20 protein-coding genes and 2 tRNA genes are annotated in these 21,281 nt (G+C 63.7%); 17 read left to right on the forward strand and 5 right to left on the reverse strand.

Translation table 11 applies throughout. The features are described 5' to 3' along the window. Window positions 1-42: 42 nt before the first annotated feature. From IEW00_RS08340 to IEW00_RS08350, 3 genes are read left to right on the forward strand one after another with little or no spacing between them, the layout of a single operon-like run. Window positions 43-1,293, forward strand: coding sequence for a cytochrome c (locus tag IEW00_RS08340; RefSeq protein WP_188513955.1), 1,251 nt, complete (start codon window positions 43-45; stop codon window positions 1,291-1,293). Further along, the gene (locus IEW00_RS08345; RefSeq protein WP_188513956.1) at window positions 1,290-1,781 is read left to right on the forward strand and encodes a (2Fe-2S)-binding protein; all 492 of its coding nucleotides are present in this window, start codon (window positions 1,290-1,292) and stop codon (window positions 1,779-1,781) included. Before IEW00_RS08340 ends, IEW00_RS08345 begins: the two co-directional genes overlap by 4 nt. After that, window positions 1,778-4,033 (forward strand): molybdopterin cofactor-binding domain-containing protein, encoded by a 2,256-nt coding sequence (locus IEW00_RS08350; protein WP_188513957.1) that lies wholly within the window; start codon window positions 1,778-1,780, stop codon window positions 4,031-4,033. Before IEW00_RS08345 ends, IEW00_RS08350 begins: the two co-directional genes overlap by 4 nt. Here IEW00_RS08350 and IEW00_RS08355 read toward each other — a convergent pair. Continuing rightward, window positions 3,974-4,399, reverse strand: coding sequence for a hypothetical protein (locus IEW00_RS08355; RefSeq protein ID WP_188513958.1), 426 nt, complete (start codon window positions 4,397-4,399; stop codon window positions 3,974-3,976). The two genes, IEW00_RS08350 and IEW00_RS08355, sit on opposite strands and share 60 nt — an antisense overlap. 113 nt (window positions 4,400-4,512) lie before the next feature. On the opposite strand from IEW00_RS08355, the gene IEW00_RS08360 reads away from it, so the two are divergent. Further along, a complete protein-coding gene (locus tag IEW00_RS08360; protein WP_229736909.1) occupies window positions 4,513-5,448 on the forward strand; it encodes a TraB/GumN family protein in 936 nt (311 codons plus the stop codon). 30 nt (window positions 5,449-5,478) lie between these two features. Here IEW00_RS08360 and IEW00_RS08365 read toward each other — a convergent pair whose 3' ends face one another. The 3 genes from IEW00_RS08365 to IEW00_RS08375 form a co-directional block, all read right to left on the reverse strand. Next, entirely contained in the window at window positions 5,479-6,780 is a 1,302-nt protein-coding gene (locus IEW00_RS08365) for an Hsp70 family protein (RefSeq protein WP_188513959.1), read from the reverse strand. 599 nt (window positions 6,781-7,379) lie between these two features. Further along, a tRNA-Ala gene (locus tag IEW00_RS08370) sits at window positions 7,380-7,455 on the reverse strand. Between the two features lie 119 nt (window positions 7,456-7,574). Continuing rightward, a complete protein-coding gene (locus tag IEW00_RS08375) occupies window positions 7,575-7,889 on the reverse strand; it encodes a TIGR02300 family protein (RefSeq protein WP_188513960.1) in 315 nt (104 codons plus the stop codon). Window positions 7,890-8,077: 188 nt separating this feature from the next. On the opposite strand from IEW00_RS08375, the gene aroA reads away from it, so the two are divergent. The 11 genes from aroA (at window position 8,078) to IEW00_RS08430 (ending at window position 17,759) form a co-directional block, all read left to right on the forward strand. Beyond that, a complete protein-coding gene (gene aroA / locus IEW00_RS08380) occupies window positions 8,078-9,421 on the forward strand; it encodes a 3-phosphoshikimate 1-carboxyvinyltransferase (protein WP_188513961.1) in 1,344 nt (447 codons plus the stop codon). Beyond that, on the forward strand, window positions 9,418-9,687 hold the full coding sequence (locus IEW00_RS08385) for a CBU_0592 family membrane protein (RefSeq protein WP_188513962.1): 270 nt from the start codon (window positions 9,418-9,420) through the stop codon (window positions 9,685-9,687). Before aroA ends, IEW00_RS08385 begins: the two co-directional genes overlap by 4 nt. Next, window positions 9,684-10,637, forward strand: a complete 954-nt coding sequence (gene bla / locus IEW00_RS08390; protein WP_188513963.1) for a subclass B3 metallo-beta-lactamase — start codon at window positions 9,684-9,686, stop codon at window positions 10,635-10,637. Before IEW00_RS08385 ends, bla begins: the two co-directional genes overlap by 4 nt. Beyond that, window positions 10,634-11,260 carry a (d)CMP kinase gene (locus IEW00_RS08395; RefSeq protein ID WP_188513964.1) on the forward strand — a complete coding sequence of 209 codons (627 nt, stop codon included), beginning with the start codon at window positions 10,634-10,636 and terminating at the stop codon, window positions 11,258-11,260. The genes bla and IEW00_RS08395 overlap by 4 nt, the downstream gene beginning before the upstream one ends. A 109-nt stretch (window positions 11,261-11,369) precedes the next feature. After that, on the forward strand, window positions 11,370-12,146 hold the full coding sequence (locus tag IEW00_RS08400) for a glycosyltransferase family 2 protein (RefSeq protein ID WP_188513965.1): 777 nt from the start codon (window positions 11,370-11,372) through the stop codon (window positions 12,144-12,146). Beyond that, window positions 12,143-13,099 (forward strand): hypothetical protein, encoded by a 957-nt coding sequence (locus tag IEW00_RS08405; protein ID WP_188513966.1) that lies wholly within the window; start codon window positions 12,143-12,145, stop codon window positions 13,097-13,099. The genes IEW00_RS08400 and IEW00_RS08405 overlap by 4 nt, the downstream gene beginning before the upstream one ends. After that, on the forward strand, window positions 13,096-13,638 hold the full coding sequence (locus tag IEW00_RS08410) for a DUF2141 domain-containing protein (protein WP_188513967.1): 543 nt from the start codon (window positions 13,096-13,098) through the stop codon (window positions 13,636-13,638). Before IEW00_RS08405 ends, IEW00_RS08410 begins: the two co-directional genes overlap by 4 nt. A 3-nt stretch (window positions 13,639-13,641) precedes the next feature. Further along, window positions 13,642-14,820: a glycosyltransferase gene (locus IEW00_RS08415; RefSeq protein ID WP_188513968.1), complete on the forward strand. Its 1,179-nt coding sequence runs from the start codon at window positions 13,642-13,644 to the stop codon at window positions 14,818-14,820. 458 nt (window positions 14,821-15,278) lie between these two features. Beyond that, entirely contained in the window at window positions 15,279-16,991 is a 1,713-nt protein-coding gene (gene rpsA, locus IEW00_RS08420) for a 30S ribosomal protein S1 (RefSeq protein ID WP_188513969.1), read from the forward strand. A gap of 324 nt (window positions 16,992-17,315) precedes the next feature. Beyond that, window positions 17,316-17,597, forward strand: a complete 282-nt coding sequence (locus IEW00_RS08425) for an integration host factor subunit beta (protein WP_188513970.1) — start codon at window positions 17,316-17,318, stop codon at window positions 17,595-17,597. Between the two features lie 77 nt (window positions 17,598-17,674). Next, a tRNA-Leu gene (locus tag IEW00_RS08430) sits at window positions 17,675-17,759 on the forward strand. Window positions 17,760-17,803: 44 nt separating this feature from the next. On the opposite strand, the gene IEW00_RS08435 is transcribed toward IEW00_RS08430, so the two are convergent. Beyond that, window positions 17,804-19,747: a sensor domain-containing diguanylate cyclase gene (locus IEW00_RS08435; protein ID WP_188513971.1), complete on the reverse strand. Its 1,944-nt coding sequence runs from the start codon at window positions 19,745-19,747 to the stop codon at window positions 17,804-17,806. Between the two features lie 239 nt (window positions 19,748-19,986). Between IEW00_RS08435 and IEW00_RS08440 the strand changes: the two genes are divergently transcribed. Both IEW00_RS08440 and IEW00_RS08445 read left to right on the forward strand, forming a co-directional pair. Further along, entirely contained in the window at window positions 19,987-20,553 is a 567-nt protein-coding gene (locus tag IEW00_RS08440; RefSeq protein WP_188513972.1) for a hypothetical protein, read from the forward strand. A 4-nt stretch (window positions 20,554-20,557) separates the two neighbouring features. Then, complete coding sequence (locus IEW00_RS08445) at window positions 20,558-21,271, forward strand: COG3904 family protein (RefSeq protein ID WP_188513973.1); 714 nt, start codon at window positions 20,558-20,560, stop codon at window positions 21,269-21,271. Window positions 21,272-21,281 lie beyond the last annotated feature (10 nt).

Below are 21,281 nucleotides of genomic sequence, written 5' to 3' on the forward strand. Positions count from 1 at the left end.
CCACTGCGGCGCCGCTGGCCACGTATACTGGCGCTGATTGCGGTGGCCGTTCTCACTGTGCTGGCGATTTTCGCTTTATGGGCACGCGAACCGGTCATCGCCGCAATTGGCCGTCCAGACCCGGCAAGCTTCGATCCGCGACAGGTCGCGCTGGGCGCTTCACTTGCCCGGATCGGAAATTGCGCCAGCTGCCATAGCGTGCCCGGTGGCCGGGTCTATGCTGGTGGCACTCCGATCCAGACGCCGTTCGGGACGATCCATGGCAGCAATATCACCCCGGACCCGGAGACTGGGATCGGCCAATGGTCTTACGAGGCCTTCGCGCGGTCGATGCGCGAGGGGCTGGGGCGCGACGGATCGCATCTGTATCCCGCATTCCCCTATGATCGCCTGCGGCATACCAGCAATGCTGACCTTCGCGCGCTGTACGCCTTTTTGATGACGCGCGATGCGGTGCGTGCCGAGCCCCCAGCCAATTCGCTGATCCCCCCACTCGGCTGGCGACCCGTGCTGGCCGGTTGGAAGCTGCTGGCGCTGCCACGCACCGCTCCGCAGGGACCGCAGCCGCAACTGGGCGCATTGTGGGAGCGCGGCCGCTATCTGGGCGAAGGGCTTGCCCATTGTGCCAGCTGCCACTCGCCGCGCGGGCTGCTGCAACAGGAGTTGCGCGAACGCGCCTATGAAGGGGGCTGGTCCGACGGCTGGTATGCGCCGCCGCTTGACGCGACTTCGCCTGCGGTGCGCGAATGGACCGCTGAACGGCTGGACGCCTATCTGCGCACCGGCCTCAGCACCGCGCACGCCGCAGCAGCAGGTCCCATGGGACCGGTGGCCCACAACTTGGCCCGCGCGCCAGAAGACGATGTGCGTGCGTTGGCGACGTATTATGCCTGGACGATGCGTGACGCGCGTGCTGCCCGGTCCGAACCTGTGCTGCCTGATCGAGGTACGGTCGCGGCCAGAGCGCACCCCAGCGGGGCTGCCCTGTTTCGCGGAGCATGTGCCGCATGCCATGAGCCCGGCGCCCCGATGATGGTTGCAGGGCGCCCCGATCTTCGTCTTGGCAGTCCGCTGCACGACGACAACCCGCGCAACGCCGTGCAGGTCATCCTGCAAGGGTTGGAGCCGCCAGTCGAGCCCCACGGCCCCTACATGCCAGCCTATGCCGATACGCTGACCGACAAGCAGATCGCCGAGGTCACGGCCTATATGCGGGCACGATGGGGGTCAGGGCCCGACTGGGGCAATCTTGTGGAAGCGGTGGCCGACGCACGCGCGGAGAATGGCGAATGATAGAGCTGACGATCAATGGCACGCGCCACCGCATCGATGGAGATCCGGCCGAGCCGCTGCTCTATGTGCTGCGCGACGATCTGGGGCTGTATGCCGCCAAGTTCGGTTGTGGCCTTGGCCAATGTGGGTCGTGCACCGTGCTGGTCGATGGCAAGCCGGCGCAATCGTGCATCACGCCGATCGCCGCGCTCGAAGACCGCGTGGTCATGACGATCGAAGGATTGGGCAGCGCCAGGACCCCCGGCCCGGTCCAGCAGGCGTTCATCGACGAGCAGGCGGCGCAATGCGGCTATTGCATCCCCGGCATGATCGCGCGTGCCGAGGCCTTGTTGCGCGCAGATCCTCGACCGAGCGAAGCTGCGATGCGCGATGCGATGCGGCCATCGCTCTGCCGCTGCGGCACGCACATGCGGATACTGCGCGCGGTGCGCCGCGCCGCCGTGGCGATGGGTGGCGGCATCGTCGATCCTGCCGAGCCCGTATCATGAGCGGTGTCGCGCGCCGGGACCTGTTGCGTGGTGGCGGGCTGGTGGTGCTGTTCGCTCTCGCTGGAACGGGCGTCGGGCAGGAGGGCGGCACGAGCGGCGGAGGAGAAGGCACCGGCGCGCCGCCCGAGGTCGCGCCCGAGCTTCCCGGCAGTCTGGCCGAATTCCCGCATCTCGATGCCTGGATCCGTATTGCGCCCGATGGTGCTGCCACGGTTTTCACCGGCAAGGCCGAGCTGGGGCAGGGTATCGGCATGGCTTTGCTGCAAATCGCTGCCGACGAGCTCGACCTCCCGCTCGAACGGGTGTCGCTGGTCACCGCCGATACCGCGCGAACACCCGACGAGGGGATTACATCGGGCAGCCAGTCGCTGCAGAACAGCGGCACCGCGATCGCCAATGCCGCCGCCAATGTCCGCTATCTGCTCGCCGAACGCGCAGCGCAGCTTTTCAGGGTGGCGGCTCAAACGCTGACCACCACAAACGGGATCGTCCGAGCGCGCGATGGCAGACAAGCGAGCTATGGCGAGCTGGCGGCGTCGCTGTCGTTGCATGTCGAGGCGCGACCCGATGTGCGGCGCAAGCGCGTCGATGCGCGCGATCATATCGGCCGCGACCGACCGCGTCGCGATATACCGCCCAAGCTAACCGGCGCAGCCGCCTATGTTCAAGACATGAGGATGCCGGGGATGCTCCACGCCCGCGTCATCCGCGGGCCTGCGGAAGGCACGCGGCTGACCGCGCCCGATTTCGATGCAATCGCGCGGTTGCCGGGGATCGCGCAGGTGGTGCGCGTCGGCGATTTCGCCGCGATGCTGGGCCCACGCGAATGGCCGCTGGTGCAAGCCATGTTGGCGGTCGGGCGGGTGCCATGGGCGCGTGACGATACGCCACTGCCGCAAGGGGATTTGCGAGAGGCGATCCGCAATCTGCCGACCGAGCCTGAGGTGATCCTGGCGCGTGACGCCGTCACCCTCCCGGCTGTTCGTCGCATTACGGCGCGCTATGACCGCCCCTATCTGATGCACGGAGCGATCGGGCCGTCCTGCGCGGTCGCGCTGTGGAAGGACGGCGCGATGACCGTCTGGACGCACAGCCAGGGCGTCTATCCGCTGCGAAGCGCGCTTGCCGAGCTGCTCGACCTCCCCCTTGAGCGCATTCGCTGCATCCACCGCGAAGGCGCGGGCTGCTATGGCCATAACGGTGCCGATGATGTCGCCGCCGACGCCGCGCTCGCCGCGCGCGCGGTTCCTGGTCGGCCGGTGAAGCTGACCTGGACCCGCGAACAGGAGCATGGCTGGGAACCCTTGGGCCCGGCGATGGTGACCGAGCTTTCGGCTGCGCTCGATGCCAATGGCCATATCGCCGAATGGACTCATGCGGTGTGGAGCAACACCCACAGCACCCGTCCGTCGCAGGCAGGCGACCTGCTCGCCGGGCTGGAAGTCGGGCGCGGATTTGCGCCGTCACCGCCGCGCGCTATCCCGCAGCCCAATGGCGGCGGCGATCGCAATGCGATCCCGCTCTACACATTGCCGCGCGCGACGATCACCAATATGTTCGTGCCGCAGATGCCCGTGCGCGTGTCGGCGCTGCGCGGTCTGGGTGCCCATATGAACGTGTTTGCGATCGAAAGCATGATCGACGAACTGGCGATGGCGGCGGGCGGCGATCCGGTGGCGTTCAGGCTGCGGCACCTGTCGGACCCACGCGCGATCGCGGTGATCCGCACTTTGGCTGACCGTTTCGGCTGGGCGCGGCAGAAATCTGAGCGCTGGCGTGGCCAGGGTTTCGCGTTTGCGCGCTACAAGAACAGCGGCGCCTATTGCGCGGTTGCGATCGACCTGCGCGTCGAACCTGAAACCGGCAAAACAACGGTGCTGCGCGCGGACGCTGCGGTGGATGCCGGCGAAACTGTCAGTCCCGATGGCTTGCGCAACCAGATCGAGGGCGGCATCGTTCAATCGATCAGCTGGACCGCCCATGAAGAAGTACGCTTCGACACGGCCCGCCGCACCGCGTTCGATTGGAGCAGCTATCCGATCCTGCGCTTCGATGCCGCGCCGCAGCGAATGGCGGTGCACGTGATAGATCGCCCGGGGCAGCCCTTTCTGGGCGCGGGTGAAGCATCGCAGGGACCCGCAGCGGCGGCGTTCGCCAACGCCCTCGCGCGCGCGACCCGGCAGCGTTTGAGGTCAATGCCGCTGAATGCGGAACGTATTCGCATTGCGCTCGATGGCTTCGGTACGCGCTAAAGCTTGCTCGATGATCATCGCTCGTTCCCGTTCGACACGATCAAGATAGACAAGCGCTTCGTCAACGATCTCGCAACGGACCAAAGCGCCCGCGCCATAATTGGGCGACCACCATGGTGGCCAGGGGCGCCAGGCATGGGAACGTTCGCCGAGCGCGCGGAAGACTGAGACCAGCTCGAAGCGCTCAGCGCGCAGGGTTGCAAGACCATCCAGGGCCATGTCTTCGGTCGCCCGGTGGCCATAAAGCCGGTCGTCCCCCTGATTACCGACATGCACTATGTACAGCAGGAATCCGGCGTGCAGGCTGGCGTTCAGAACATCGAATGTCTGTTGAATTGGGCAGTCGTTGTCCAGAATGTTATGCACACGTTGAGCCCGAAGACCCCGCAGAGCAGACCTGTCCGGACGACAATTGGCGATGCCGGTCTGTCGTCAGACGGTTGATGGACCGTCTATTTGCATGGTGCTAAGCTAGGGCGATGAACGCAAAATGTCTGACAGTCGCTGCAACCATGATGATCTGCGCGATGCCTGTACAGGCGCAGACCGCGCCAACTCCACCAACCGAGAACGAAATCGTGGTCAGCGCAAAGCGCTCAGGCGCGCCGATGTGGACGATCGACACGCCCAGCGGCACGGTTCTGCTGGTTGGCGAAATCCGCGCGGTTCCCAAGAGCACGCCATGGGAGCCCGAGCGACTGCGCGACGCTACTGCCGAAGCGGGTCGCGTCATCCTGCGCGCGGCACCCAAATTCTCGCCAGGTGATGTCCTGCGCCTGATCTTTCGCGGGGGCAACTTTACCAAGCTGCCAGATAAACGTGTAGCGGCGGATTATCTAACCGTTCAGCAGCGTAGCCGACTGGCCGTGCTGGAGACCCGGTACAAGGCTGACTATGACCGGGGCAGCTTTCTGATGTCCGCCTTCGATCTGCTGGCGCGCCGGCTCGATTTTGCGGACGATACCACCGACGATGCAACCGACATCGTGCAGAAGGCCGCCAAGAAGGCAAATATAGCGATCGTCCGGCCAGAGCGGTTTCGCGGCGAAGACCTGCTGGACAATCTGGCTGCCGCTCCGCCTGCCAGCCACATTCCCTGTCTGGAAGCCGCGATGACGGCGACCGAGGCGGGCAAGGCCGTTATCGAGGCGCGCGGCGATGACTGGCGCAGGTTCGATATCCCTGCAGTGATGGCCAACCCGCTCGAAATTGCCCTGAACACCTGTTGGCCCTGGGCCGACGAAGACCTTGGCGGAGAAATCCGCGATCAGTGGACCCGGCTGATCACCCAGGCCTCCAGCACGCAGGGGGTGACGCTGGCTGTTGTCCCGCTCGGGGTGCTTGCCGAAAAGCAAGGCGTGCTCGACCAGCTGGAGGCCCGCGGTTTTGCTGTTGCAGGACCCCAATGGCGCTGAGCATGCTGCCCAAACGATGATCGACTTGCGTCATTCGCCCCATTGGCTAGGATCATCTTCCATTCCGATGAGTGCCAGGCCATGGGCGATCGACGTCAGTTCGCCCCCTGTGGCAATGCGATCTGAACCGAACCGGCGTTCGAACAATCCGCGGATAGCCGGGATCAGCGACGAGCCGCCGGTCAGGAAAACGCGGTCGATGGCACCTGTCGTCATGCCTGCCCGTTCCAGTGCCGTATTCATCGCCGCTTCGATGCGGAGCAGGTCGGTGGCGATCCATTGCTCGAACTGACTGCGCAGAACCTCAGCCTCGATCTCGACGCCGCCCCCGGCAAACGCAAACCTGGCTGTCTCCGTTTCCGAGAGCGCTCGCTTCAGTTTGCCGATGGCATCATACAGCGCGAACCCCTGTTCATTTTCGATCAGCGCGATCATCCGGCCAATCTGGTCCGGGAACAGGGCATCGCGCTGCAGTCTGCGCAGCTCGTCGAGCGTGCGGCGGTTGCGCATCATTGCGAGGCGCGACCAGTTGCCAAAATCAGAGAAGTGGCCACCGGGGATATCGAGGACCTTGCCAAACGAGCGGTATTGGCTGCCCTTTCCTAGCAGCGGAAGCACCAGGTGATCGACAATGCGATAGTCAAAATGGTCACCGGCAATGGCAATCCCTGCCGAAGCCAGTGGCACGCAGCGGCGAGCGGCGCCGGGTTCGGCGATGGTCACAACCGAAAAGTCGGTGGTGCCCCCGCCAAAATCGGCCACCAATATCGTGGCAGGCTTGTCGAGCCGGGTCGCATAGCTGTGCGCTGCGCCCAGCGGTTCGAAGACATACAAAGGCTGCGTGCCCAGTGCTTCGAACATCAGGTCATAGCGCTGCCGCGCCAGCAGCGCATCAGCCCTGGCGCCGGCATATTCGACCGGGCGGCCGACAATCACACTGGCTGGCCGGGTATCCAGCGCGCCCTGGGCGTGCGAAACCAGACGGTTGAGGAAGGTGCGGCCCAGATCCTCGAACCGATGGGGCCGGTTGTAGATCATCGCCCGTTCGAACAGCGGGCTTGCTGCCACGCTTTTGAACGACTGGATAAACCGGCAGTCGAGCGGCGACTGGAGATATTCCTCGATCGCCCACGGCCCGGCCTCATGGGCAATGCCCTGCCATGCCCGCTCGTCCTCCCAGAAGCATAAGGCCGATCTGAAGACCGCGCTGGCCGACGCGGCCGGGCCGAACTGGACAAGCTGCGTGTCGCCATCCGGGGCCGAGACTGCCGCGACGGTATTGGTCGTGCCAAAATCGATGCCCAATGCCTTTGGTGGCAGTTTGCTGTTCATGGTGCGTCCGGTGTCCGTTGAATTTGCAAGGGCGTGCATGGCAGGGCCGCGCCTGTCGCATGGCTGCTGGGTGGCGGCAAGAGGGGCGCAGGCCATATGGGTCTTGTGTGACCTGCGGGCCGTTGCTTGTGCCACGGCTCGTGCCGCTGTCTCTGCACTGGGGTGCGCCCCGGCCTCGCCATCACCGTCGGCGCTTTGGGCTTCGCGAAATTCGAGCCTTTAGCGCATCGTCTGCTGAAAGGCCTGTGCCCTTGCTAGCCTTGGTTTATCCTAGGGTATGGCGATCGTGCGCCACGGTCGCCGCGCGTTTGCGCCTGCGCACCGCGGAATGGTCAGCGGGTGTTCCCGCTCGCCAAAACCGGTCGATTGCCGATGCTGGTTGCGGCTGGGTACAGGCCCGCCAAGCGGTGATGTGCGGGAGCGCTGGGGCGGGGCCGCATACAGTGGTCGCTCAACCGTTGCAGCCTAACGCTGGACAGCGTGCCGACGATGGCCAGCGTTGCCTTCAGTCTGATCGATGCGGGCACGGCGAAGGCTCCACCGTCACGTTATGTGCTGGGATACCGAAAATGCGCGTTTGCGCCGCTTTCGTAGTAGGTTGGTGGAGCCTAGCGGGATCGAACCGCTGACCTCTACACTGCCAGTGTAGCGCTCTCCCAGCTGAGCTAAGGCCCCATATGCGCCGGCGGGATTGATGCCCGGCGCTGAGAAGGACAGCCCTTTAATCGAGCCATCCGGTGGTGGCAAGGGACAAAACGCTGCCCCCGCCACCAAAATTACCGGTCTGGAAAGTCTTAGCTTTCCTCGTCGCCGTCGTCGGCAGCGGCCACGCCAAGGTCGTCGTCACCGCCAAGATCGACATCGTTGTCGGGCGAATCGCCATCCTCGTCGATGTCCAGATCCTCATCGGCCAGATCGACGTCCTCCTTCTCGACGACTTTCTTCTTTTCTTCCTCGAACGGAAGCGGCTGCTTGGATTTCAGCACGGGCTCGGGCGTCCAGCTGTTGCCGCAGTTGATGCAGGCGACCGGATCGTCCTTGCCCAGGTCATAAAAGCGGGTGCCGCATTTCGGGCAGCTGTGCTTGGCGCCCCATTCAGGCTTGATCATGAATAATGCCTCAGGTTCAATAACATCGAAGATGTAAGGAGAAGGTTGCATATTTCCAGTCGGCAGCGCGCGTGCGCAGCAACAGGAAAATCGGCGTGCGCCTTGCCATAGCTTTGTGCCGCTGTCAAAAGCTGCATCGCATTTCACCTCTGGCAGCTGCCTGCCCAACCGGAACGTGTATCATCCTTATGGCTCATTCAGCAGACCATGCTCCGGTCCCGTGCCGTTTCGGCACATCCGCCGCGCTCACCGGCGCGATCCGCGTCCCTGGCGACAAGTCGATCTCGCACCGCGCGCTGATGCTCTCGGCGCTGTGCGTCGGTCGGAGCCGCATCACAGGCCTGCTCGAGGGCGAGGACGTGCTCGCCACCGCTGCTGCGATGCGGGCGATGGGGGCCGATGTTGTGCGCGATGATGATGGTGTGTGGACGGTGCACGGCGTGGGCGTGGGCGGGCTGATGCAGCCGCCCCAGGCGCTCGAAATGGGCAACAGCGGTACATCGACACGGCTGCTGATGGGGCTGGTCGCGAGCCACCCGATTACCGCGATGTTCACCGGCGATGCGTCGCTCAGCCGCCGCCCGATGGCGCGAGTGACCGATCCGCTGGGGGAAATGGGGGCGCAGTTCAACGCCAGCCCCGGCGGCACGCTGCCGCTGATGGTGCGCGGGATCAGCCCTGCGGTGCCGATCAGCTACAGGCTGCCGGTGGCTTCCGCGCAGGTGAAATCTGCGATACTGCTCGCAGCACTCAACACGCCGGGCACCACCACGGTGATCGAGCCGGTGGCGACGCGCGACCATAGCGAAAAGATGCTCAAGGGTTTTGGTGCCGATCTGACGGTGGAGACCGATGCCGACGGCGTGCGGCATATCTCGGTCACCGGGCCGTGCGACCTCAAGCCGCAGAACATCGAGGTTCCCGGCGATCCCTCATCCGCCGCGTTCTTTATCGTCGCCGCACTGATCGTGCCGGGTTCGGACCTCGTGATCGAAAATGTCGGCATGAACGTCACCCGCACCGGATTGATCACGGTGCTCGAGCAGATGGGCGGGCGGATCGAGCGGCTGAACGAACGCACCGTCGGCGGCGAGCCGGTCGCGGACCTGCGGGTGCGGGCGAGTGCGCTGCATGGCATTACGGTCGATCCCGCGATTGTGCCGAGCATGGTCGACGAGTTTCCGGTGTTTTTCGTTGCCGCCGCTTGTGCCAGCGGGACGACAGTCACCAGCGGCCTTGATGAACTGCGGGTCAAGGAATCGGACCGTCTCGCCACCATGGCGCGCGGGCTAGAGGCGATCGGCGTATCGGTGAAAGAGTGCGAGGACGGGCTGGTCATCACCGGCAGCGGCGGTGTTACCTTGCGGGGTGGCGGACCAGTCGCGACACTGCTCGATCACCGTATTGCGATGAGCTTTGCCATTGCCGGGCTGGTCAGCCAAGACGGCGTCGAGGTTGACGACACCGCCCCGATCGCGACCAGCTTTCCCGATTTCCTCGCGCTGCTCGAAAGCAGCACCGGCGCAACATGAACCCGCTGCTCGCCAACATCATCGGGGTCACCGGAAGCGTGCTGTTCATCGGCGCGTTTGCTTACGCCAACCGGGTCGAAGTGATCGACAAGCTGCTGTTCAACGCGGTCAATCTGGCAGGAGCGATCCTGCTGCTGATTTCCTTGTGGGTGCACTTCAATCTCGCCGCGTTCGTGCTTGAAAGCGCCTGGGCGGTGATCGCGTTGGCGGGCCTGATCAAGGCGATCCGGGAGCGGCGGACACACCGGGAAGGCACACAGTCATGAAGCGGATCCTTATCGCCACGCTTGGAGCGGTCGCCGTCGCTGGGTGTGCCGCAAGCCCGCCATCCACGCCCTCGCCCGCGCAGTCACGGATCGCCAGCGATGCCCAGATCGATGCTGCGCAGGAGGCTCCGGTGGAAGGCTTTGCCAAAAATGGCCGCTGGAACGAGCCTCAAGCGCCGTTCACGGTCGCGGGAAACCTGCATTATGTCGGTACCGAAACCGTCAGCGCCTTTTTGATCACAACGCCTGAGGGGCATATGTTGATCGATGGCGTGCTCGCGCAATCGGTCCCGCAGATCATCGCCAATATCAAGACGCTGGGCTTCGACATCGCGGACGTCAAATACCTGCTCAACACCCATGCGCATATCGATCATGCTGGCGGTTTGGCGGGGCTGCAACGGGCGAGCGGCGCGCAGATGCTCGCCAGCGCGCCCGACAAGCCGTTTCTGGAAGCCGGTGCCATCGACCATGGCCCGACCAAGGATATCCGCTTTCCCCCGGTGCGTGTCGATCGCGTGATCCGCGATGGCGAGGTTGTCACGCTGGGTGGAACGCAGCTGACCGCGCACATCACGCCCGGGCATTCGCCGGGCTGCACATCGTGGAGCCTGCCGGTCAAGCGCGCAGACGGCGCGCAGCACCAGGCGTTTCTGCATTGCAGCGCGACGGTCGCAGGTCAGTCGCTTGTGCCCGAAGCCTATCCCGGCATGGTCGCCGCATTTCGCAGTACCTTTGCGAAGGTGGGGGCGATGCAGGCCGACATATTTCTGGCCAACCACGACAATTTCTTTGGCTTGAAGGACAAGCGTGCACGGCAGCTGGCCGGGGACGCTAACGCGTTCGTGAATGCGCAAGAACTGCAAAGCTTCAATACCCGCATGGAAGCGCAGTTCGAGGCTGATCTGGCCAAGCAGCAGCAAGCGGCGCAGGCCGGGAGCGCGCGATGATCATCGCGGTCGATGGACCCACCGCCAGCGGTAAGGGAACGATTGCCAGGGCGCTCGCCGCGCATTTCGGCCTGCCGCATCTCGATACCGGACTGCTTTACCGTGCGGTGGGCGTAAATGCGGTTCGTCTGGGCGGTGATCCGGACGATGCCGACGAGGCGCTGGCGGGCTGCGCGTTTGACGATGCGCTGCTCGCCGACGAGCATTTGCGCTCTGAAACCGCAGGCGGGCTCGCCAGCCGTGCCTCGCGGCATCCTTTGGTCCGGGCAGCATTGCTCGAGCGGCAGCGCGCCTTTGCGGGCCAGCCAGGCGGCGCAGTGCTCGACGGGCGCGACATCGGCACGGTGATCGCGCCTGAGGCCGAAGCCAAGCTGTACGTCACCGCCAGCGTCGGCGCACGCGCGGCTCGGCGCTTCAACGAGATGCGGCTGCGCGGCGAAAACGTTACGCTCGAGGAGATAGCCGCCGATCTTGCCTCGCGCGATGCGCGCGATTCGCAGCGCGCGGTGGCGCCGCTCAGGCCCGCCGACGACGCGTTCTTGCTGGACACCAGCGATTTGACCGCCGGCGCAGCAGCAGCGGCTGCGATTGCGGCGGTTGCGGCGCGGTTGTCTCGGCGCTGACTTCAATCTTAAGATATCTATCATATAACTGACTTGGTGATATCGCTGACGCGTCACGCCATTGGCCTAACTGAAACGACTTCGGTACAGGCTGCGGGGGGTGAATGGGATGCGCTGGTCGGCTGTCGTTGCAGTGTACAACGAAGAGGCATTCCTTCCCGGGATGCTGCGCTCGATCCAGGCGCAAAGCGAGCCGTGCCACGTGATCGTCGTCGATAACGGTTCGACCGACCAGAGCCTCAAAATCGCTCAGGACCTGCAGGCGGCGGGCGGCACTATCACGGTGCTGTCCGAACCCAGGCCGGGTCAGGTCCATGCACTTGCGCAAGGCGTGCGGGCGGTGGAAACCGAATTTGTCGCGATCTGCGATGCCGATACATTCTACCCAACAGGCTACCTTGCCGCCGCGACGCGACTTTTCGAGCGCCCCGGCCGGTATACCGTCGCGGCGTGCGCCTGGCCGCGTCCGCAGGCCCATTCGGCTGTGGCGCAATGGTTCGCCGCCAGCCACAAATTGGGAGCGCAGCGCCTGATGCCGCGCCAGAACCATGTCAACGGTGGCAGCCAGACGTTCCGCACCGCAGCGCTGCTGGCCTCGGGGGGGTATGACCCGGCGATATGGCCGTATGTGCTCAAAGATCACGAGCTGATGAACCGGGTGCTGCACCTTGGCTGCCAAGCGATGGCAGCCGATTTCTGGTGCAGCCCGTCGCCGCGCCGTGGCGATCGGCGCAACGTGCGCTGGACGTTGCGCGAGCGGCTGGCGTATCACGGATCACGCTTCCACCGGCGCGACACGTTCTTTCACGAGTGGCTCGCGCCCCGGTTGGAGGCGCGCGGTCAACGCGACACCGTGCTGCGCGACCAACCCTGGAATGGCGCATGAACCATAGCGTTCCTGGCGCTGCGCCGCTGGCAATTCCGCGGATAGATGCGGATATTCTGGCAAGTCTGCCTCGGCTAGATCCCCGGCGGCAATGGCGGGCACGCTGGTTCGCGCGTACGATATCGCTTCTGCTGTTAGGCATGGTTGCTGTGCAGCTCAGCGCGATCGACCTTGCAGCGCTCGAGGGTCTGCTCGCCCAGAATGCCGGGTTCTGGCTGGCGTTTGCCATGATGTATTTTGCGCTGCCACTGGCCGACTGGATTATCTTTCGCCGTCTTTGGCGATTGCCGCTCATCGGCCTGGCACCAATCCTGCGCAAGCGGATCAGCAACGAGCTGCTACTGTCCTATTCGGGTGAGGTGTATTTCTACTTCTGGGCGCGCCACCGCGCCGGGCTGACCAACGCTCCCTTCGGTGCAATCAAGGATGTGAACATCGTCTCGGCGCTTGTTGCCAACGGGGTGACGCTGGGACTGCTGGGGCTGGCCTATCCGTATATGGACGGTCTGTTTCCCGGCGAGCTGGAAACGATCGTGACTTTGTCGATCGCCGTGATCCTCGCAATCACATCGGTGGCGCTTCTCTTCCGTCGACGGCTGTTCACGCTGACCGGCGATCAGCTGGTCTGGGTAGGCGGCATCCATCTGGCGCGCATCCTTGTCACCACCGGGTTGCTGGCGTTGGTGTGGCATCTGGCCATGCCGGGTGCCCCGCTGGGTCTGTGGCTGGAGCTCTCTGCACTTCGACTGGTGGTCACCCGGTTACCGATGCTGCCTTCGAAGGATCTGCTGTTCACCAGCATCGCCATCTTCCTGCTCGGGTCCCACAACGAGGTTTCGGCGCTGCTCGCGTTGACTGCTGCGCTCACGCTTGCGCTCCACGTGGGGCTGGCGATCATTCTGGCCATCACCGGCTTTTTCGATCGCGAACGCTCAGGGGAGGAGGCATCATGATCGGCCGGATAGTCTGCGCCCTGGGTCTGCTGGCCTGTGCCGCGTCGAGCATCGGTGCTCCATATCCGGTGCCACCGCGCGCCGAGCGCGGCAAAGCCAACGCTGCCTGTCGGCCGGGCGAGCCGGGACCCGCCATCCGGGTGAAGGTGACCGGTATCAAGGATGGTGAGGGAAGCCTGCGGCTCGACCTCTATCCCGCCAACGACACCGAATTTCTGGCACCTGACAAGGAATTGATCGCAGCCGGGCGGCCGTTCCGCCGGATCGAGCGCAAGCCGCTGGTGGCGGGCACGGCCACATTGTGCATCCGCGCGCCGGAACCGGGCCATTACGCGCTCAGCGTGCTGCACGATCGCGATGGCGACGGCAAGTTTGCGTTTCTGCGCGATGGCGTCGGCTTTTCGCGCAACCCCAGGCTGAGGCGCGCCAAGCCCAAGGCCAGTTCGGTGGCCATCAAGATCGGACCAGGCATCGGAGAGACGCAGATCGTAATGAACTACCGCCGCGGGCTTGGCTTCGGCCCCGTCCCGGTGCCCTGAGCGGTGCGGATCGTCGATATCTGCGAGTTCTATGCGCCTGAAGGCGGCGGCGTGCGGACCTATGTCCATGCCAAGCTGCGCGCGGCGGCCGCAGCCGGGCATGACATGACCATTGTCGCACCGGGAGCTGCCGATCACGTCGCAGTTTGGCCGGATGGCGGCCGGATCATCACGCTCAAATCGCCGCCGCTGCCGTTCGACCGGCGCTACGGCATGTTCTGGAATACGGCTCCAGTGCATGCCTTGCTCGACGATCTGCAGCCTGACGTTCTCGAAGCATCATCGCCGTGGCGCGGGGCCTGGGTCGCTGCCTCATGGCGGGGCAATGCAGTCCGATCTCTGTTCATGCACCATGATCCGCTCTCGGCCTTTGCCTATCGCTGGTTCGATGCCATGGCACCGCGTGAGGCTATCGACCGCCAGTTCGCTTGGTTCTGGCGCTATCTCCAACGCATGTGCGCGCAATATGATACGATTGTCTGTGCTGCTCCGAGCCTGAGCGCGCGGTTGAAACAGGGCGGTATCGAGCGCACGGTTACGCTGCCGATGGGGGTCGATGCAGGCGTTTTCTCACCGGATTTGCGCGATGACGATATCCGTGCCGGGCTGTTGGCGCTATGCAATCTACGCCGCGATGCGACTCTCGCGCTTGCCGTTGGCAGGCATACCCCCGAAAAGCGCTGGCCTCTGGTGATCGATGCCTGCACCCGAGTCGCGGCAGATCATCCGCTCGGTCTGGTGCTGATCGGCGATGGCCACCAGCGTGGCAAAACATTGGCGCACATTGGTGATAATCCCCATGTCTACGCCATGGCTCCGGTCCGCGACCGCCCGCTGCTGGCGCGCATCCTAGCGAGCGGCGATCTGCTGCTGCACGGATCGGCTGCAGAAACGTTCGGACTGGTGGCGGCAGAGGCCGGTGCTTCCGGCTTGCCTCTTGTGCTCCCCGATATGGGCGCGGCGCATGATCTGGCACATGACGATCATTGCGAGACATATACTGCAGGGGATCGCAAATCTGCGGCCGATGCGATTCGGCGGATGCTGGGACGCGATCAGACCGCGTTGCGCGCTGCCGCCGCCGCGCGCGCAACGTCCGCGCGCACGCTGGACGAGCATTTTGCAGAGCTCTTTGCGCATTATCAGACGGCATCGCGCTGGCCGCAAGGGATTGCGGCCTGATGCCGAAACGTGCTCCCCGGCCCTTGGGATGCGCCCCCCGGGGCTGGGGCAGCTGGTGGCAGCTTGCGGCAGGCCCAGGACCATTGCTTATCCGGGTACTGATCTGGAGCCAGCGCAACGCCCCAGAACATTCGCCAGCCGATGAGCCTGTAACGGCCGCGCTTGCCAATTGCCCCATAGTTGGATATGGGCCACGCGTTCTCGAAAATGGTGACGAGATCGGATAGGGCGAGCCTGGTACTGCCAGGGTCGGCAAAGCAGGCGTTGCTAACTGGCATTCGTGCCACAGGCCGATGGCGGGTTTATCGCATTCGAAGGCGCTGTCTGCCGGTTTTCCTTTTCCGCTGCAATCATCTGCGCGAACGTCGACCTGGCATGCGGCCTTGTCGATATTTTAGGCCAAGACCGCCGGAGACAACCGGCTGGCCGGACAATACAGTTTAAGGATTATCACATTTATGGCCTCAACGGCATTTCCCAGCCGCGATGATTTTGCGGCACTTCTCGACGAATCGCTTGGTGGCGGAGCCGCATCGGATGGCGGATTCGAAGGCCGCGTCGTCAAGGGCACGGTTACCGCGATCGAAAACGACAAGGCGGTCATCGATGTCGGACTGAAGTCGGAAGGCCGCGTGGCCCTGCGCGAATTCGCAGCGCCCGGCCAGGATCACGGCCTCAAGGTCGGTGACGAAGTCGAAGTCTATGTCGACCGGATCGAAAATGCCGACGGCGAAGCGATGCTGTCGCGCGACCGCGCACGCCGCGAAGCTGCATGGGACAAGCTCGAGAGCGAATTTGGCGAAGGCAAGCGCGTCGAAGGCGTGATCTTCGGCCGCGTCAAGGGTGGCTTCACCGTCGATCTCGACGGCGCCGTGGCCTTTCTTCCCGGCAGCCAGGTCGATATCCGCCCCGTGCGCGATGTCACCCCGCTGATGGACATTCCGCAGCCTTTCCAGATCCTCAAGATGGACCGTCGTCGTGGCAACATCGTTGTCTCGCGTCGCGCCGTTCTGGAAGAAACCCGTGCCGAACAGCGCACCGGCCTGATCCAGTCGCTGGCCGAAGGTCAGATCATCGACGGTATCGTCAAGAACATCACCGATTACGGTGCGTTCGTCGATCTGGGCGGAATCGATGGCCTGCTGCATGTCACCGACATCAGCTACAAGCGCATCAACCACCCCAGCGAAGCGATCACCATCGGTGAGACCGTCAAGGTGCAGATTATCCGCATCAATTCGGAAACGCAACGTATCTCGCTGGGCATGAAGCAGCTCGAAAGCGATCCATGGGAAGGCGCCAGCGTCAAGTATCCCATCGGTGCCAAGCTCAGCGGTGCTGTCACCAACATCACCGAATATGGTGCATTCGTCGAACTCGAGCCCGGCATCGAAGGCCTGGTCCACGTTTCGGAAATGTCCTGGACCAAGAAGAACGTCCACCCCGGCAAGATCGTTTCGACCAGCCAGGAAGTCGATGTCATCGTTCTGGAGGTCGACGCCGAAAAGCGTCGCATTTCGCTGGGCCTCAAGCAGGCGCAGTCGAACCCCTGGGATGCTTTCGCAGACAAGCACCCGGTCGGCAGCATCGTCGAAGGCGAAGTCAAAAACGCAACCGAATTCGGTCTGTTCATCGGCCTCGATGGCGATGTCGATGGCATGGTCCACATGTCGGATATCGCATGGGGCATTTCGGGTGAAGACGCGCTCAACCTCCACCTCAAGGGTGAGCAGGTCAAGGCGATCGTTCTGGACGTCGATGTCGACAAGGAGCGTATCTCGCTCGGCATGAAGCAGCTTGAAAAGGGTGCTCCGGCCGTTGGCGGATCGGACAGCTCGACGCTTCGCAAGAACGAAGTCGTCACCGTCACCGTGCTCGAAGTGCGCGACGGTGGTCTGGAAGTTCAGGTTGGCGAAGACGGAGCCACCGGCTTCATCAAGCGCAACGATCTGGGCCGCGACCGCGACGAACAGCGTCCCGATCGCTTCCAGGTTGGCCAGAAGCTCGACGCGATGGTCACCGGTTTCGACCGCTCGCGCAAGCCGACCTTCTCGGTCAAGGCGCATCAGCTGGCTGAAGAAAAGCAGGCTGTCGCACAGTACGGTTCGTCCGACTCGGGCGCATCGCTGGGTGACATTCTGGGCGCCGCTCTCAAGCAGCGCGAAGATTGATCAGCTGAACCGCCAGCCTTTGAGGCTGGCACCGTTTCAAAAAGGGGCATCGGCCGAGCGCCGGTGCCCTTTTTTGTGCACGATCCGTCGCCCTGATGGCCGTAGTTCGAAGAACGGCGTTGAAACGGTTCGCAAATTCTGACAGCATTCAGATTGTCGGTTACTCGATTATAGTGTGCCCGGCACATCCACACGCGCCGGCTTTTCGGGTCCTGCGCTTTGGCTTGTCGGGGGGCTGGTCAATTCGATAACTGTGGGGTGGTTGCGCGCGGCGATCTCCCTTGATGCGCACCCCGTCGCATATTGAATTGCAGGAGATTGGCCGTGATACGATCAGAGCTGCTTCAGCATCTGTCAGAAGAAAATCCCGGTCTTCGTCCCGATGAGATCGAAAAGATCCTCGATATCTTCTTTAACAACATCATCCAGCGGCTGGCTGAGGGCGGCCGGGTTGAGCTGCGCGGTTTCGGCGCTTTCTCCACCCGTTCGCGCGAGCCGCGCAAGGGCCGTAATCCGCGTACCGGAGAGGCTGTCGATGTTCCCGGCAAGCGCGTTCCGTACTTTAAACCCGGCAAGGAAATGCGCGCACGGCTCAACACCGATTGAGCCACAGACAGGCTCTTGCGGCCATTATCTAAGCTTGCCCGGCAATTCCTTCCCGGACTATAGACGGCGGTCTTCAAGCGGGCGTGGTGAAATGGTAGACGCAACGGACTTAAAATCCGTCGGGCTTTGCCCGTGGGGGTTCAAGTCCCCCCGCCCGCACCAACTTCCAACGGCCTGACCTGATCCGGCAGCGAGCGGGCGGCGGGTCACGCGGCGCTGCGGTCGATCCCCGGTGTATATCGGCTGGTGACCACGCAATTGCGACCCAGGGTCTTGGCCTGGTACAGCGCGTTGTCGGCGCGCGCATACAGGGCTTTGGCATCATCACCCGCGTGCCAGTTGGCAACGCCGATGCTGACGGTGATCTGCAACTCAAGATTGCCGTGAACCGCAAACGTCTGCCGAGCGATGGCAGCGCGGATCCGCTCGGCAATGGTATCGGCGATTGCCGGGCGCGCGCGGTCGAGAATAATCAGGAACTCCTCGCCCCCCATCCGGCCCAACGCATCGCCTGCGCGCAGCAGACCCTGCATGCGCTCGGTCAGGACTCGCAAGGCATCGTCGCCCGCCACATGACCATAGCGATCGTTGATCGCCTTGAAGTTGTCGATATCGATCACCAGCACAGCCATTGCGCTCCCCGGCCGCAGCCTGGGAAGCCGCGTATCCAGATCCGCCAGGATCTTGCGGCGGTTGGCGATTCCTGTCAGCGGGTCGATCTCCGACAGCATCTTCAGCTTTGCGTTCGCCGCATTGAGCGCGGACGTCCGCTCGGCAACTCGGTCTTCGAGCAACGCATGCGACTGGCGGATGGCGCTTGCCATGGTTTCGAACCAGCGCACCAGCCGGGTCACCTCATTGCCGCCCTTTTCGCGCTCGGGTAGCGCGAGGATCGCATCATTGGCCAGCTCGCGGGTGATCCGCTGTGCGTCATAGGTCAGATCGCGCAGTGGCTTGCCGACCAGGCTGCGCAGAACGAACGTGACCGCGAGGATGCACACGATCAGCGCGATGACCGCTATTGCCGCAATACGCGGAATGGGGCGCAGCGCCTCGGCCAGGATCAGCCGTTCGGGCTTTACCGTCAGCGCATACCAGCCCGCGCCGGGCACATCTTGCAAGGACACATAGGCACCCAGCCCATCGGCCTTTCCGGTGAAACCCGCGCTGCCATGCTTGCGGACCAGCGCCCACAGTGCAGCAAGTTCGGGCTTGGTGCTTGTCGTTATGTCGAGATACGTTCCGGTCTCGCGGCTATGCTGGCGGGTGTATTCGGGGTGGTAGATCAGCCGACCCTCACGCGAGACCAAAATGACCTCATCGTTCGCAGGACCAGAGAAATGGCCCGCCGGCACGACCTGGTCAAGCGGCATCGAGGTACCGAAGGTGCCGATATGGCGTCCCTCGCGATCGACCGGGGTCATGCATCCCGTGGTCCAGATCTCACGATCCTTGAGTGAAATCAGCGATTGCAATCCGGTGCACATCATCTGCCGGGCCGGGTTGGCGGTTGTGGTGGAGATGGTGGCAAATTCGCGGTCCTGGAAGGCGAAACCGGCAGGTGCGGTTTTGCGATAATATTCCAGCCGATCGGGCCGCGCGGGAGCAAAGATGACGATGCCGTTGGCAGGAGTGAAGAAATACAGGCTCTCGATCTCGAACCGGCTGCCTTCGCCCAAAGCGCGGATCGCATGGGTTGCCGCGACCACATCGCGCACCGCCTCGTCATCGCGCGCGATTCCCGCAGGGATGAACGCCGCCATTCCCTGGGTATAGCCGATCGCGGTGCGACCGCCGTCGAACATCGCATCGCGGCTGCGCCGGGTCCCATCGGGCTGAAGCGGGTACAGCGCTTCAAACTCCCGGCGTGCCTCTGCCGGGGTTAGCATCGCGCGTTCGGCGCGGAATAGATCGATCGCGCGGGTCTGAGTGGTGGCGATCCGATCGAAGCGCTTGCCGAGCTCTTCGACGATCTTGTCGTTGCGCTGATCAAGCCGGGCCAGCGACTCGTCGATCGCGTTGGCATGCTCATCGTTGAAGGCGATCAGCGCGGCGCAAACGATGACCAGCGTGAACCCCGCTGCCAGGCTCCACGCCGTCCGTGCGCTGATCGATAGCGAATGATACCAATCTAGAAGACGAGCGGCCATTCGGCTACTATCCAATATTTTGGTTAATAAACCGCAAATAGCGGCGCTTTGGCCTAGGCGCGGTAGCTTGAGCCACTCCACTCAAGCGCGTGGGCTGGCTGCGGCGGATATATCCTATCTGCCCGAGGGGCGCTGCATTATCACTCCGGGCTGTGATCCGGGTCATGGTTTGACCGGTCCTTGCCGCTACGGTACGATAAACCAGGGTCGATAGCTGTTCCTGGCGGGAGATGCTTGCGATGGGTGGAGCAATATTGAATGCAGCCTTCAAGGCTGTGGTGAAATCCGGGGCGGTAGCTGCGGTTGTGGCGCTCGCGCTTCCCATGCCGGCACAGGCGCAGTTCGGCAGCCTGCTACGCAGCAAGCCCAAGGCCAGCGGCAAGACCGCCACCGGTTGTGATGACAGCGCGGGCAAGTCGGTCGGGCGCTCGGTGATCGGCGGCATGCTGGGCAGCGTGACCAGCCGCGTCGGCGGGCTGGCGAGCTTCCTGCCGGTGCCCGAAGTCGCGGGTCTGTTGACCGATGCCATCGCCTGCAAGCTCGAGCCCGAGGAGCAGAAAAAGGCGGCCGACGCGACGCTGGAGGCGACGCGCGGCGAAGAGGTCGGCAGCACATCGACCTGGACCAGCGAAACCCGCAAGGACGTCTCGGGCACCTCGACCGTGGTCGGCAAGACCCAGTTGGCGGATGGATCGACCTGCATGAGCGTCAACGATGTTATCATCGTCGAGGGCGAAGAGACGACGGTCGCCAAGCGAATGTGCAAGAAGCCGGGCGCGGCGCGCTATGAAATTGCGCAGGCCTGATGTGATGCGTACCCCATTGCGTGCCGTGCTGTTGCTGACGGGCGCTGCGCTACTGAGCGCACAGAGCCCGGCAGCGGTCGATCCGCTCAACCCCAGCTGCCCGAAATCGCCCGACTGGTCGGCCAACAAGATCATGGCGCTCAAGGTGGTCAAGAAGGGCGGCGCGCAGGTGCTGCTCGCCGAAGGGCCGATCGACCAGACATTGCCCGACCGGCTGAAAAAGGCGCTGGCCGACAATCCCGACATCGCCGAGATCTGGCTGCGCTCCCCCGGCGGCAACGCGCGCGCGGGCAACGCGGCCGGCCGGCTGATCCGCAGCGCGCCGGGGCTGGTAACGCGCATCCCGGCAGGCTGGACGTGCTTTAGTGCCTGCAACTTCGTGTTCATGGGCGGCCAACTGCGCGTGGTTGAGCCCGGCGGCAACTTCATGGTGCACATGTTCACGATGACAGGCGACCGCGACGCGATCGATCAATCGGTGGCTTTGGGCACCGAAACCACGGTCGAGCTGATCGGTGACATCGAACAGGAAAGCGCGCTGCTCGCCAGCGAGGACAACGACTTCCTGATCCGCATGGGCGTCTCGCGCAAGCTGCTGACCGACATCATGTACAAGCAAAAGGCGGTGCCGAGCGGCGGAAGCGGCGACAAATCGACGCGGCGCTGTCTGAGCCAGGACGAGGTGTTCCAGTACAACGTGGCGAACGTGCGCGAATAAGGGGGCGGAG

Source organism: Blastomonas aquatica, assembly GCF_014639875.1.
Classification (GTDB): domain Bacteria; phylum Pseudomonadota; class Alphaproteobacteria; order Sphingomonadales; family Sphingomonadaceae; genus Blastomonas; species Blastomonas aquatica.

Excerpts from the sequence above, each read along its gene's own strand:
- IEW00_RS08345 (WP_188513956.1), top strand. The coding sequence starts at position 1,290 with ATGATAGAGCTGACGATCAATGGCACGCGCCACCGCATCGATGGAGAT.
- aroA (WP_188513961.1), top strand. The coding sequence starts at position 8,078 with ATGGCTCATTCAGCAGACCATGCTCCGGTCCCGTGCCGTTTCGGCACA.
- IEW00_RS08410 (WP_188513967.1), top strand. The coding sequence starts at position 13,096 with ATGATCGGCCGGATAGTCTGCGCCCTGGGTCTGCTGGCCTGTGCCGCG.
- IEW00_RS08440 (WP_188513972.1), top strand. The coding sequence starts at position 19,987 with ATGGGTGGAGCAATATTGAATGCAGCCTTCAAGGCTGTGGTGAAATCC.
- rpsA (WP_188513969.1), top strand. The coding sequence starts at position 15,279 with ATGGCCTCAACGGCATTTCCCAGCCGCGATGATTTTGCGGCACTTCTC.
- bla (WP_188513963.1), top strand. The coding sequence starts at position 9,684 with ATGAAGCGGATCCTTATCGCCACGCTTGGAGCGGTCGCCGTCGCTGGG.
- IEW00_RS08400 (WP_188513965.1), top strand. The coding sequence starts at position 11,370 with ATGCGCTGGTCGGCTGTCGTTGCAGTGTACAACGAAGAGGCATTCCTT.
- IEW00_RS08350 (WP_188513957.1), top strand. The coding sequence starts at position 1,778 with ATGAGCGGTGTCGCGCGCCGGGACCTGTTGCGTGGTGGCGGGCTGGTG.
- IEW00_RS08365 (WP_188513959.1), bottom strand. The coding sequence starts at position 6,780 with ATGAACAGCAAACTGCCACCAAAGGCATTGGGCATCGATTTTGGCACG.
- IEW00_RS08405 (WP_188513966.1), top strand. The coding sequence starts at position 12,143 with ATGAACCATAGCGTTCCTGGCGCTGCGCCGCTGGCAATTCCGCGGATA.
- IEW00_RS08435 (WP_188513971.1), bottom strand. The coding sequence starts at position 19,747 with ATGGCCGCTCGTCTTCTAGATTGGTATCATTCGCTATCGATCAGCGCA.
- IEW00_RS08395 (WP_188513964.1), top strand. The coding sequence starts at position 10,634 with ATGATCATCGCGGTCGATGGACCCACCGCCAGCGGTAAGGGAACGATT.
- IEW00_RS08360 (WP_229736909.1), top strand. The coding sequence starts at position 4,513 with ATGAACGCAAAATGTCTGACAGTCGCTGCAACCATGATGATCTGCGCG.
- IEW00_RS08445 (WP_188513973.1), top strand. The coding sequence starts at position 20,558 with ATGCGTACCCCATTGCGTGCCGTGCTGTTGCTGACGGGCGCTGCGCTA.
- IEW00_RS08385 (WP_188513962.1), top strand. The coding sequence starts at position 9,418 with ATGAACCCGCTGCTCGCCAACATCATCGGGGTCACCGGAAGCGTGCTG.
- IEW00_RS08375 (WP_188513960.1), bottom strand. The coding sequence starts at position 7,889 with ATGATCAAGCCTGAATGGGGCGCCAAGCACAGCTGCCCGAAATGCGGC.